Source organism: Pseudomonas veronii, from assembly GCF_002028325.1.
In the GTDB taxonomy this organism is placed as follows: domain Bacteria; phylum Pseudomonadota; class Gammaproteobacteria; order Pseudomonadales; family Pseudomonadaceae; genus Aquipseudomonas; species Aquipseudomonas veronii.
Window position 1 is genome coordinate 2,240,245 of sequence record NZ_CP018420.1, and the last position, 11,892, is coordinate 2,252,136.

11 protein-coding genes are annotated in these 11,892 nt (G+C 63.9%); 6 read left to right on the top strand and 5 right to left on the bottom strand.

The window, feature by feature from the left end; genetic code table 11:
- Positions 1 to 131: 131 nt before the first annotated feature.
- The 3 genes from PverR02_RS10445 to PverR02_RS10455 form a co-directional block, all read right to left on the bottom strand.
- A complete protein-coding gene (locus tag PverR02_RS10445) occupies positions 132 to 1,067 on the bottom strand; it encodes a LysR family transcriptional regulator (RefSeq protein WP_017846943.1) in 936 nt (311 codons plus the stop codon).
- Positions 1,068 to 1,242: 175 nt separating this feature from the next.
- On the bottom strand, positions 1,243 to 1,806 hold the full coding sequence (locus tag PverR02_RS10450; protein WP_046384104.1) for a cytochrome b: 564 nt from the start codon (positions 1,804 to 1,806) through the stop codon (positions 1,243 to 1,245).
- Positions 1,807 to 1,868: 62 nt separating this feature from the next.
- A complete protein-coding gene (locus tag PverR02_RS10455; RefSeq protein ID WP_079443268.1) occupies positions 1,869 to 3,323 on the bottom strand; it encodes an aldehyde dehydrogenase family protein in 1,455 nt (484 codons plus the stop codon).
- Between the two features lie 283 nt (positions 3,324 to 3,606).
- On the opposite strand from PverR02_RS10455, the gene PverR02_RS10460 reads away from it, so the two are divergent.
- The 6 genes from PverR02_RS10460 to PverR02_RS10485 all read left to right on the top strand — a co-directional run bounded on the left by PverR02_RS10460 (position 3,607) and on the right by PverR02_RS10485 (position 9,553).
- On the top strand, positions 3,607 to 4,581 hold the full coding sequence (locus PverR02_RS10460) for a helix-turn-helix domain-containing protein (protein WP_046384102.1): 975 nt from the start codon (positions 3,607 to 3,609) through the stop codon (positions 4,579 to 4,581).
- A gap of 218 nt (positions 4,582 to 4,799) precedes the next feature.
- On the top strand, positions 4,800 to 5,468 hold the full coding sequence (locus tag PverR02_RS10465; RefSeq protein WP_046384101.1) for a GntR family transcriptional regulator: 669 nt from the start codon (positions 4,800 to 4,802) through the stop codon (positions 5,466 to 5,468).
- 74 nt (positions 5,469 to 5,542) lie between these two features.
- Positions 5,543 to 6,349 (top strand): ABC transporter substrate-binding protein, encoded by an 807-nt coding sequence (locus PverR02_RS10470; protein WP_046384100.1) that lies wholly within the window; start codon positions 5,543 to 5,545, stop codon positions 6,347 to 6,349.
- Positions 6,350 to 6,361: 12 nt separating this feature from the next.
- Positions 6,362 to 7,138 carry an amino acid ABC transporter permease gene (locus PverR02_RS10475; RefSeq protein ID WP_046384099.1) on the top strand — a complete coding sequence of 259 codons (777 nt, stop codon included), beginning with the start codon at positions 6,362 to 6,364 and terminating at the stop codon, positions 7,136 to 7,138.
- Between the two features lie 2 nt (positions 7,139 to 7,140).
- Positions 7,141 to 7,920: an amino acid ABC transporter ATP-binding protein gene (locus PverR02_RS10480; RefSeq protein WP_046384098.1), complete on the top strand. Its 780-nt coding sequence runs from the start codon at positions 7,141 to 7,143 to the stop codon at positions 7,918 to 7,920.
- 22 nt (positions 7,921 to 7,942) lie between these two features.
- A complete protein-coding gene (locus PverR02_RS10485) occupies positions 7,943 to 9,553 on the top strand; it encodes a gamma-glutamyltransferase family protein (RefSeq protein WP_079443269.1) in 1,611 nt (536 codons plus the stop codon).
- Between the two features lie 28 nt (positions 9,554 to 9,581).
- Here the strand turns inward: PverR02_RS10485 and PverR02_RS10490 are convergent, their stop codons facing one another.
- Entirely contained in the window at positions 9,582 to 11,063 is a 1,482-nt protein-coding gene (locus PverR02_RS10490) for an MFS transporter (RefSeq protein WP_079443270.1), read from the bottom strand.
- 66 nt (positions 11,064 to 11,129) lie between these two features.
- Entirely contained in the window at positions 11,130 to 11,885 is a 756-nt protein-coding gene (locus tag PverR02_RS33060) for a methyl-accepting chemotaxis protein (protein ID WP_370737511.1), read from the bottom strand.
- Between the last annotated feature and the right edge of the window lie 7 nt (positions 11,886 to 11,892).

An 11,892-nucleotide genomic window follows, 5' to 3' on the forward strand; every position in this document is an offset into this window, starting at 1 on the left:
CTCGCGAGTGGCGAGACCTTAGGGCAGCGAGCGTTGGGTCGAAAGGCGCGTTAGCGGTTGGGGTGTTTAGTTTTCGTAAAGGCTTTGCGGGTTGCCGCTGGCCCTGAAGCGCGGGCGAGGGCGGCTGGAGATCAGGGCGTGATGTCTTCGATCCACGAGGCGCCCGGCCATTGATGATCGATCACCAGCTGCCGCGCCACATCGGTGATGACCAGCCGCGCCGCGAGTGCCGCGGGCGCCAGCTCATCATCCGGCAGTGTCGCCAACAGGTTTCGCCGGCCGACATGAGCATCGGCGATTTCCACCACCGAAAGCCCCGACTCGCCTTTGAGCGCCACCGCCGCGCCGGGCTGGATGGTGGCCGCGTGGCCGGCGCGTACAGCGTTCATCAACACGGCCAGGCCATCCACCTCCATGATGATGTTGGGCGTCAACCCCGACCGCTCGAACGCCGCCATCAGCGTTGAGCGCAAACCGTGTTGCGCACTCGGCATCACCAGTGGCAGTTGCCCCAGGTCCGCCATTTGCACAGAGCTTCCTTGCGGGGCATCCGGCAAGTGTGGCGAGCAGATGACAAACAGTTTCTCGTCAAGCAGCGGCGTCACGCTCCAGCGCTTGCCCCCTTCAAGTTGAAACAAAATGGCCAGATCGATTTGCCGGGCATTGAGTTGCGTGGCCAGATGCCCGGACAGCATCTCGATCAGGTGCAACTGAATATCCGGATACCGCGCGCGCATCGCATTGATCAAGGGCAGGGCAAGCACCGTGGCCGTGGTGGGCGGCAAGCCCACGGTGACATACCCGCTCATCCGCCCACGGTGTGCCGCCAGGATCGCATTCTCGGCTTGCCTCAAGCACAACTGCGCATGGTGCAGGAAGGCCATGCCGGCCGGGGTCGGTGTGACGCCGGTGGTCGTGCGGTTCAGCAGGCGGGTCGAGAGTTCGCTTTCGAGTTTGGCGATCTGCTGGCTCAGCGCCGACACGCCCACGTCCAGCTCAAGGGCTGCGCGGCCCAGGCTGCCGTGTTCGACAATGTTGACGAAATAGCGCAGTTGTCTTAATTCCAAGCGTTACTGCTCCACTTCAAATGAGTACCTACCTGTGTAATGGTGGGTCGGGGAACGTCAGCCACCACGCACCGAGCGGGCGAGGCGGCGCGTGGTCAGCCTGAGAGGTAACGCGTCGGCCGTCAACTTCCAGCGTTGGGTTCGCTGCTGGCCGGCGTTGTTGGCGTGCGCCAATTCATAACATGCGGCGCAGCACGTCGCTACGAGGGTCTTTGTCGTAGAAGCGGTGCTTGAGCGCACCGGCGATGTGCAACAGGATCAGCCCGAGCAAGGTATACGCAAGTACCTTGTGCAGCCACTGGAAGACGACGAACCAGTCGTCATTTTTCGCCAGCAGCTCCGGCAGGTTGATCCCGAAAAAGAACACCCCGTCGCTCATCGTGTAGGTGCTCGACATCGAGTAACCCATCAGCGGCACGATCACGAGCAGCGCATACATCACGCGTTGCGCCAGTCTCGACACAAACCGCTCATGCTTCGCCAGCGTTCCCGGCGGCTGTGGCAGCCTGGGGCTGTGCAACCGCAGGGCGATCTGAACCAGCACCACCAGGAACGTCAGCACCCCGAAGGACTTGTGCCAGGGGTAATAGAGCTCGAACTTGCTTGCCACTTCGTCAGGCATGCCGGTCATATGCCAGCCGGCCCAGAGCAGGCCGGCGACGAGTGCGGCGCGCAGCCAGTGCAACATGCGCAGGGACGTCGGATACCGATCGGTGCTCTGTTCGTCAGTCGGGTTCATCGTGGTCTCTCCATGGGTATCAAAGGCCTCAGCGGCGGCGGGGCGGTCAGGCCCGATTTTTTTCAGGTGGGCAGCAGCACGGTGATGACCTTCTCCTCGGTGTAGGCCATCGCGCCGCCGAAACCGCCCTCGCGTCCGATGCCACTGGTCTTGACACCGCCCCAGGGCAGGTTGGCATCCAGCGGGCTCCAGCAGTTGACACCCACGGCGCCGACCTTCACCGCCGCGGCCACGCGATGCGCGCGCGCCAGGTCGGTGGTCCACACCGTGGCGGCCAGGCCGTAGGTGGAATCGTTGGCCAGTGCGACAGCCTCGTCTTCGCTGTCGAACGTGATCACGGTGCCGACGGGGCCGAAGATTTCGTCGCGGGCGATCGCCATCTCGTTGTTGGCGTTGGCGAAGATCGTCGGCCGGACAAACCAGCCGCGCTCAGGCGTCGAAACGCCACCGGCGAGCAGAGTAGCGCCTTGGTCGATGCCCAGTTGGATGTAACGGTTCACGCGATCGAATTGCGCTTTCTTGGCCACCGGGCCCATCTGTACGCCGGGTTCGCGCGGATCGCCGACCTTGACCGCTCGCGCCGCCTCGGCCAGCGCTGCGGCGAAACGCTCGGCAATGCCGCGCTGCACCAAAATGCGCGAGCCGGCGGCACAGACCTGGCCCTGGTTGGCGAACAACCCGAGGGTGCAACCGCGCAGCGCGTCGTCAAAGGGCGCGTCGTCGAAGACGATCTGCGGGCTCTTGCCGCCCAGTTCCAAGGCCACGTGCTTGAACAGCACACCGGCGGTGCGCTGGATCTCGCGTCCCGCCTCGGGGCTGCCGGTGAAGCTGATCTTGGCGACGTGCGGGTGTTCGCACAACGCACGGCCCACCTCGGCGCCGTAGCCGGTGACCACGTTGATCACGCCATCGGGGAAACCCGCTTCCTGAGCCAGCGCGGCCAGGTGCAGGGCGGACTGCGGCGTTTCTTCCGAAGGCTTGATGACCACGGTGCAGCCGGCGGCGAGCAACGCCGCGAGTTTCCAGACGGTGATCATCAGCGGCGAGTTCCAGGGCACGATCGCACCGACTACGCCCACCGGCTCGCGGACTGTGTACGAGAGCGTCTTGGTGCCGAAGTAGCCGCCAGTGGGAATGGTGCGCCCCTCCAACTGGTTGGCCCAGCCGGCGGCGGCACGCAGGTTGGCGACCGCGTTGGGGACGTCCAGCCGGCGCGGTTCGAGCGGCGAACGGCCGATGGCGTCGGCGTCCAGGTCGGCCAGCATGTCGGTGTCGCGCTCTACCAGGTCTGCCAGTTTCACCAGCAGCCGCCCGCGCTGGGCGCCATCGAGCTGGCGCCAGGCGCCATGTTCGAGTTGGCGCTGCGCGGCGGCTACGGCGCGGTCCACGTCTTCGGCCGTGCCGCGTGCGCAGCTGCCGTACACCTGTTCTGTCACGGGGTTGACCAGGGCAATGCGCCGGCCGTCGGAGGCTTCGACGCCAGTGCCGGCGATGAAGTGATTCAAATGTTCAGTCATGTTTGAGGCCTAAGTGATGGAGGACCGGTGTGAACCGCTCAAGCCTTGAAGGAGGCCAGTGCCTCGCGGGGCATCCGCGCAGTGCAAGGATTCAGGTATGCCGATCATCCCTATGGCGCGCCGCTTGCCGTTAGCCCGAATTGGCACTTGAGACGGCTGCCGTGAGCGCGCCGCCCCGCGAATTGAGGCGTGCACAAAGGAATGTGCAGGTTTTGCGCTATGTGCGAATATCGCCGGGAAGAATGCTCAAAAAAAAAGAATATTGGCAGAGGCTTTCGGCACCATGAAAAACCCGCTCATCAGCCACTTTCAAGATATCCATGTGCATGCGGCCACCATCGAGGAATGGAGCCAGGACTACAGTCAATTAACCGCGGGTTCGGCTGAGAGTTCGCTCATGCAACTGTCGACTGCCGGTTGCCATGTGTTTCGCGAGCAGATCAACCAGCGCGTCGTGCAACACGGCGCGGCGCCGCGAGGCAAGATGTGTTTTGCCGTGCCGATCACCGTGCCGGGTTCGGTTCGGATGCAAGGGCGGGAGGTGGACGACAGCAGCCTGTTCTTCCTTCACGGTGGCGAGGAGTTCATGTTCCATATGCCGATGGGCATGGAGTTGTTGTCCATCACGTTCGAGCGTGAATTGTTCGAGCAGGCACTGGCGCAAACGGCGTCGGCGAAGGAGGTCGGCCAGTTGCTGCGTCAGCCGGTGATCAGGGTGTCCACGCAGCGCGTTGCCGGCGCTCGTCGGCGCTTGCTGGCGATGTTCTCCCAGGCCCTGATGCACGAAGCGCTCGACAGCACGCGAGACCGCGAGCGGGAGCAGGCGTTGGAACAGGCCATGCTTGGCGAGCTGCTGCAACTCTTGACCGACCCGGCCTGTGACAAGCAGCAACGCAGCCCAAGTTCCACGGGAAGTTTCATCGTCGAGAAATGCCACCGTCTGGCGACGGCGCAGTTGAACAGCGTGCCCAGCGTGAACGACTTGTGCCAGCGCCTGCAAGTCAGTCGGCGCACCGTGCAGAACAGCTTTCGCGCGGTCGCCGAGACCACGCCCCTGAACTACCTGCGCTCCGTGAGGCTCAACGGTGTGCGCCGGACCTTGATGTCCACCCGCGCGTCGGAGCTCTCGATCGGCGATATCGCTGCCCAATGGGGCTTCTATCACCTCAGCCATTTCGCCGCGGAGTACCACGCGCTGTTCGCCGAGTTACCGTCGCACACCGCACGTGCCGCCATCGCCGTCTGCGCGCGGGCCTGACGATCCAGTTGTTACGGTGCTGCCGATCTGCTCACGGATAGTGCATGGACTGTCCTCTTTAGTAGCACATCGTCCGGACAGAATCGGATGGGCGACTGCGAAGTATCCGACGACTACATTTAAATCAATCACTTAAGTCGACAGGCCAGAACCTGGCACGCCTCGTGCATTTTTGAATTTATGGATAATTGGATACAAAAATGCAAAGGTACCGCCGAATGCAATTTGCCCCCGCTTACGTTGACCGTCAGCCCCTGACTGCCGAGGAAGAGGCCTACAACTTCCTGCTCAATGCCATTTGCGGCGGCCGCTACCGCAAGGGCGACCGCCTGATTGCCGAAGACATCGCCAGTGAAATCGGTATGAGCCGCATGCCGGTGCGTGAAGCGTTCCGCCGCCTGGATGCCCAGGGCCTGGTGACCTTGCGCCCCAACCGCGGCGCCATCGTCGGCGGCCTGGATATCGATGAGCTGCACGAAGTCTTCGAGATGCGCAGCGCCCTCGAAGGCCTGGCGGTGCGTGTTGCGGTCGGTCGTATCGGCGAGCGCCAACTGGCGGCCCTGGAGCGCTTGCTGGACGAAATGGACGACTACCGCGACGAAAGCGCCGTGTGGGTCAGCCGGCACCGCGCGTTCCATGAATACCTGTGCAGCCTCAGCGGCCGGCCGCGGCTGATGAAGCAGATTTCGGCGTTGTACTCACTGGTCGAGGCGCCCATGCGCTTGTGGTTGCAACACGGTGAGAAACCCCTCAGCGCGCGCCAGGAACACGCGGTGATCCTCGACGCCATCCGTGCCGGTGACGCGGCGCGCGCCGAAGCCGTGGTGCGCGAGCACATCGAAGGCACCGTGCCGGCGCTGATTCAATTCCTGCAATCGGAACAATAGAAGCGGGCCCAAGCCCGCCTGTGTGTTGACGTTGAGTCCTGCCCCCGTTATTCAACGAACTGGAGTGTCTGGTCATGCATAAACGCCGCGCCTTGCTGGTGGCTCTCTCTCTCGGCCTCTGTACCCCATGGGCCTTCGCTGCGCCCCAGGTGCCGGAGCGTCTGCAGAAAGTCGATAAGCTCATCTACTGCTCGGGGATGGATTCACCGCCCCTGGTGTCCTTCGACGAAACCCAGAAACCGCGCGGGCTCACCGTCGACCTCGGCGTGGAAATCGCCAAGCGCCTGGGCGACAAACAGGTGCAATGGCGGGTGATTCCGTTCTCCGGGCTGGTGCCGGCGTTGCTCGCCCAGCAGTGCGACATGATTGTCGATCAACTGTTCGACAAGCCCGAACGGCGACAGGTGATCGACATCGTCAACTACATGTATTCCAGCCAGTCGGTGGTGGTGCCCAAGGGCAACCCCAAGGGCATCAAGACCCTGGATGACCTGTCTGCGCACAAAGTGGCAGTGCTCAACGGTTCCACCATCAAGACCCTGTTGGACACCCAGAACGACAGCCTGACCAAGGCCGGCAAGCCACCGATGAAGCTGGTGGTCTACAACACCGACACCGACGCGTTCCAGGCCCTGCGCATCAGCCAGGTCGACGCCTACGGCACCACCGTGGAAACCGCCGGTTACTACGCGGCCATGGCCCCGGACCTGTTCCAGGAAGGCGTGCCGGCGTTCAGTCGCATCCTCACTGGCCTGGGCATGCGCAAGGACGACCCGCAACTGACCGCCGCCGTGCAGCAGATCATCAGCGACATGCGCAGCGATGGCAGCTACGTGCGGTTGCTGGACAAATGGCATGTCAGCAGCGACACACTCGACTGAGGCAAACCTGCGATGAATTTCAATTGGGATGTGTTCTGGCAGTACCTGCTACAGCCCAGCGGGGTGTACCTCACCGGGCTCTGGTTGACCTGCCTGATCAGCGTGCTGGCGATGCTGCTCGGCTGCGTGTTGGGGCTGGCGGCGGCGCTGCTGCGCTTGTCGAAGAACCCGCTGTTGCACCTGCCGGTGCGCTTTTATGTGTGGTTGATGCGCGGTACGCCGTTGCTGGTGCAGATCGTGTTTCTGTACACCGCTTTGGCGGCGGGCGGGATTTTCCGCTTCGAGGACATCGAGCTGTTCGGCCTGATCGTGCCCGGCAATATCCAGGCGGCCATCATCGCCCTGGGCCTCAACGAAGGCGCGTACATGGCCGAGATCATCCGCGCCGGTATCGGCGCGGTGGACAAGGGCCAATACGAAGCCGGGCGTTCCCTGGGCATGGGCTTCGCCAAGCTGATGCGGCGCATCGTGCTGCCCCAGGCCTTCCGGGTGATCGTGCCGCCGCTGGGCAATGAGTTCAACGTGATGCTCAAGAACACCACCCTGGTCAGCGTGATCGGTGTGCAGGAGCTGCTGCTCAGTACGCAGATGATCACCTCGGCGACCTTCCGCGTATTTGAGCTGTACCTGGTGGTCGCCCTCTACTTCTTGACGCTGACGACACTGTGGGGCTTTTTCCAACGCTGGCTGGAGACGCGCTTCAGCCAGTCCGACCGGCCCACCGCGCCGCCGACGGCGTCCAGCCGCCTGTTCGGGCGCAGCACCCTGAAACTGCTGAGGGGACGTTAACCATGGCGCACCAAAGTGAAGAACTGATCATCGAAGCGCTGGATATCCACAAGTCGTTCGGTACATTGCCGATTCTCAAGGGCATCTCGCTGCAAGTACGCCGTGGCGAGGTAGTCGTGCTGATCGGCGCCTCCGGCTCCGGCAAGACCACCTTTATCCGCTGCATCAACCTGCTGGAAGACATCCAGGGCGGGCGCATCCGCGTCAACGGTCGCGCCATGGGTTATCGCGAGCGCAGCGACGGCAGCCTGGTGCGCGATTCAGAGCGTAACATCGCCCGTCAGCGTCGCGACATCGGCATGGTGTTCCAGCGTTTCAACCTGTTCCCGCACATGACCGCGCTGGAAAACATCATCGAAGCGCCGATCCAGGTGCTCGGCACGCCGCGTGCGCAAGCGCTGGAACAGGCCCGTGGCCTGCTGGCGCGGGTCGGCCTGGCGGACAAGGCCAGCCATTACCCGTCGATGCTCTCCGGCGGCCAGCAGCAACGGGTGGCGATCGCCCGCGCGCTGGCGATGAAGCCCCAGGCGATGCTGTTCGACGAGCCCACCAGCGCCCTCGACCCGGAAACCGTCGGCGAAGTGCTGCAGGTGATGAAGGAACTGGCCGAGGAGGGCATGACCATGGTGGTGGTCACCCATGAGATGGGCTTCGCCCGTGAAGTGGCCGACCGCGTGGTGGTGCTCGACCAGGGCGAACTGATCGAGCAGGGCCCGCCGGAACAGATCTTCAGCCACCCCAGCCATCCGCGTACCCGAGCCTTTCTCAGCCGCGTGTTATGACTTTTTTTGAAGAGCCTTTGCCATGTTGAAATTTTCTGCTCACGAGTACCCTTATCCGTCGCAACGCCAAAGCGTCTTCGCCCGTCGCGGCATGGTCGCGGCGTCCCAACCGCTGGCCGCCCAGGCCGGGATCGAGATCATGCAAAAGGGCGGCAATGCCATCGATGCCGCCATCGCCACGGCGGCGGCGCTCACCGTGGTGGAACCCACCGGCTGCGGCCTGGGCGGCGATGCCTTTGCCCTGGTGTGGTGCAAGGGCCAGTTGCACGGCCTGAACGGCAACGGCCACGCGCCGGCCGCCTTGAACATCGAGGCGGTCAAGGCGGCGGGCCATGAGCGGATGCCGCTGTACGGCTGGACACCGGTCACCGTGCCCGGTTGTCCATCGGCCTGGGCGGAGCTGTCGCAACGCTTCGGCAAGTTGCCCTTTGCCGAACTGCTGCAACCGGCGATCAGCCTGGCGCGCGACGGTTTCCCCGTGTCGCCGGTGGTCGCCCATCAATGGCAGATCGCCCTGAACGAATTCAGCCCCCATCGCGACGCGGTGCTGGACGCCTGGTTCGACACGTTCCTGATCGACGGGCGCGCACCACAGGCCGGGCAGATCTTCCGCAACCCGGCCCAGGCCCGCACGCTGGAAGAACTCGCCGCGACCCGCTGCGAAAGCCTCTATCGCGGCGCCTTGGCCGAGCGCCTTGACGCGCACTCCCGCGCCAGCGGCGGCTACCTGCGCGCCAGCGACCTCAAGGATTACCGCGCGCAGTGGGTGGCGCCGATCCATATCAATTATCGCGGCGTGGACGTCTGGGAAATTCCGCCGAGCGGGCAGGGGCTGGTGGCATTGATGACGCTGAAGATCCTTGAAGGCTTCAGCTTCGATCACCGCGACAGCCAACAGACCTGGCACCGTCAGTTGGAAGCGATGAAGCTCGCCTACAGCGACGGCCTGCACTACATCACCGACCCCCAGCATATGCGTGTGGCGGTGGCCGATCTGCTGAGCGACGCCTACAGCACGCGCCGCCGCAGCCAGATCGGTGAACAGGCGCAGCCGCCCAAGCCCGGCGACCCCCACGCCAGCGGCACGGTATACCTGGCCACGGCGGACGCCGAAGGCAATATGGTTTCGTTCATCCAGAGTAACTACCACGGCTTCGGCTCCGGCGTGGTGCTGCCCGACAGCGGCATCGCCCTGCAGAATCGCGGGCAGGAATTCAGCCTCGATCCGGCCCACGCCAACTGCCTGGCCGCGGGCAAGAAAACCTTCCACACCATCATCCCGGGCTTTCTCACCAAGGACGGCCAGGCTCTCGGACCGTTCGGCGTGATGGGCGGCTACATGCAGCCCCAGGGCCATGTGCAGATGGTGATGAACCTGGTGGACTTCGGCCTCAACCCCCAGGCGGCCCTGGACGCACCGCGCTGGCAATGGCTGGGCGACATGAAGGTCGGCATCGAACACGGCGCTTCGCGGGACTTGGTCAATGCATTGGCGCGGCGCGGGCATAAGGTGCAGACCGACAGCGACCTGACCGACTACGGGCGTGGGCAGATCATTCTGCGCGACCCGGTCAGCGGCGTGCTGTGCGGGGGGACCGAGCCGCGGACGGATTCGCATATCGCCGTGTGGTGAGCCGCTGATCGAGCCCAAGGGCGCGGTTTCACTGCGCCTGCCGGCTCAGCTTGACCAGCAGTGCGGCCATCAACAACAGTATCGCCATCGTCACCAGCACGACCACGAAGCCTGCATCAAACGCCGCACGGGCGAACGCCGTCAGCATGGCGGCGCCCTCGGGTGACAAGGTCTCGGCGACTTTCAGCGCGTCGTCGAGGCTCTCGAATGTCATGGGGTTTCGGCTCAGCCATGACGGGATCATCAGGCCTGTCGAGTACGCGTAGATCGCTGACAAGAGGCTGCCTGCCAGTGTCACGCCCACCGCACCGCCCAGTTCGAACGAGACTTCCTCAAGGGAGGCGGCCATGCCGGCCTTGTCGGCGGGCACGCTGAGCATGATGGTGCTCGACGCTGCGGTCAGTGCCGCCCCCATGGTCAGGCCCAGCAGCGCCAGGCTGACGATTTGCAGCGGCACTGCGGCGTTGTACAGCGACACATAGGCCAGCATCGCGGCGGCTGACAGCAGCAATGTCCAGAACAGCATGCGTTGGTTGCCCAGGCGCGGCAGGTAGTAGCCGGCAAGCGGGCCGGCGACGAAGGAACCCAGTGGCAGCGGCAGGATGAACAGCGCCGCGTCCAGCGGCGACAGGCCCAGCACCAGCTGCAGGCGCTGGCTGAACACCAGTTCCATGCCAATCAAGGCGGCGGCGGACACGAGCGCTGCAATCACGGCATTTCTGAATCCGGGCGTGCTGAACAACGACAGATCGAGCATCGGTTGCGTCGCTCGGCGTTGGCGCCGAATGAACAGCGTGAGGCAGAGCGCACCGAGCACGACCGCCACCAGCATGGCGTCGAAGGAGGGCAGGCGTTTGCCGAGTTCCTTGACGGCATACGCCATGCTGATCAACCCGATCATCACCTGCAGCGAACCCAGCCAATCCCAACGTCGTTCTGGGTTTCCTGGGTGGTCGGGGATCAACAGCACGCCGACGAGCAACGCCAGCAGCACAATCGGCACGTTGATCAGAAACACCGAGCCCCACCAGAAATGCTCCAGCAACAAGCCACCCACCACCGGCCCGAACGCCGCGCCCCCCGAGGCCACCGAGGCCCAGATCCCGAACGCCATGGCCTGTTCGCGCTCGTCGGTGAACGTCAACCGGACCAGGGCCAATGTGGCGGGCATCATCATCGCTGCGCCGACCGCCAGGAACCCCCGCGCGCCGATCAATACGCTGGCCGAAGGCGAGAAGGCTGCGATCAGCGAGCACAGCCCAAATACACTCAAGCCCCCGATAAATAGTCGTTTATGCCCCAGGCGGTCGCCGAGCGTGCCCATGCCCAGCAACAGCCCGGCGGCGATCAGCGCATAGATATTGATGATCCACAGTTTCTGCGACGCCGTCGCACCAAGCTCGCGCGTCAGTGTCGGCAACGCGGTGTACAGCACGGTCATGTCAATCACGATGAGCAGCAATGCGCTGGAAATAATGGCCAGGATCAACCAGCGTCGCGAAGCGGTCATGGGCAGGGCTCGATGGGTAAAGTGTCGAAGGCCGGCCACTGTAGCTCAGTTGTGCTGCATTGCCCCTCACACACGGAAATGGCCCACCAGGTTCTGTTGATGGTTGGCCATTTCATGCAGTGAGTCACTGGCCCTGGAGGCCTCGTTCATGCGCGTGGTGAGTGTTTCGCTGATGCCTCGGATGTCACTGACACGCTGGCTGATATCGTCCACGACGGTGCTTTGTTCCAGGGCGGCGCTGGCGATCTGCTGGTTCATCTGCTCGATCACGTCCACGGCCTGGGAGATGTTCTGCAGCGCCGCACGCGTCTGTTGCACTTGGATCACGCTGCTGCCGGCTTGTTCGCGACTCAGTTGAGTGCTGTGTACCACCTCCTGGCTCAGCTGTTGCAACCTCTCGATCACGTTGCGCACCTGTTCGACCGAACTCTGGGTGTTGCTGGCCAGGTGCCTGACTTCATCGGCCACCACCGCAAAACCGCGCCCTTGTTCGCCCGCTCTGGCCGCTTCGATGGCCGCGTTCAAGGCCAGCAGGTTGGTCTGTTGAGCGAGGGTGCAGATCACGTCCAGCACCTGGCTGATCTGGCTGCTGCTGTCGGCGAGGGCGTGTACCTGCTTGAGTGTGGCGTCCAGGCGCTGGTCGAGGTGTTCGATGTTGTGTACGGCGCTGGCGAAGACGGCCTGACCGGAGCGGCTCGCGCTTTCCGCGGCGCTCGCGGCGTCGGCGGCAGAGTGCGAGTGGCGCGCCACTTCCTGGGCACTGGCGCTCATTTCATGCAGCGCGGTCGCCGCCAGTTCCACTTCACGGTACTGGCGCTGCATGCCTGCG

What these genes read in the sequence shown, in the direction of transcription:
- PverR02_RS10480 (WP_046384098.1), top strand. Translation starts at nt 7,141, where the DNA reads ATGGCGCACCAAAGTGAAGAACTGATCATCGAAGCGCTGGATATCCAC.
- PverR02_RS33060 (WP_370737511.1), bottom strand. Translation starts at nt 11,885, where the DNA reads ATGCAGCGCCAGTACCGTGAAGTGGAACTGGCGGCGACCGCGCTGCAT.
- PverR02_RS10475 (WP_046384099.1), top strand. Translation starts at nt 6,362, where the DNA reads ATGAATTTCAATTGGGATGTGTTCTGGCAGTACCTGCTACAGCCCAGC.
- PverR02_RS10465 (WP_046384101.1), top strand. Translation starts at nt 4,800, where the DNA reads ATGCAATTTGCCCCCGCTTACGTTGACCGTCAGCCCCTGACTGCCGAG.
- PverR02_RS10490 (WP_079443270.1), bottom strand. Translation starts at nt 11,063, where the DNA reads ATGACCGCTTCGCGACGCTGGTTGATCCTGGCCATTATTTCCAGCGCA.
- PverR02_RS10460 (WP_046384102.1), top strand. Translation starts at nt 3,607, where the DNA reads ATGAAAAACCCGCTCATCAGCCACTTTCAAGATATCCATGTGCATGCG.
- PverR02_RS10450 (WP_046384104.1), bottom strand. Translation starts at nt 1,806, where the DNA reads ATGAACCCGACTGACGAACAGAGCACCGATCGGTATCCGACGTCCCTG.
- PverR02_RS10455 (WP_079443268.1), bottom strand. Translation starts at nt 3,323, where the DNA reads ATGACTGAACATTTGAATCACTTCATCGCCGGCACTGGCGTCGAAGCC.
- PverR02_RS10470 (WP_046384100.1), top strand. Translation starts at nt 5,543, where the DNA reads ATGCATAAACGCCGCGCCTTGCTGGTGGCTCTCTCTCTCGGCCTCTGT.
- PverR02_RS10485 (WP_079443269.1), top strand. Translation starts at nt 7,943, where the DNA reads ATGTTGAAATTTTCTGCTCACGAGTACCCTTATCCGTCGCAACGCCAA.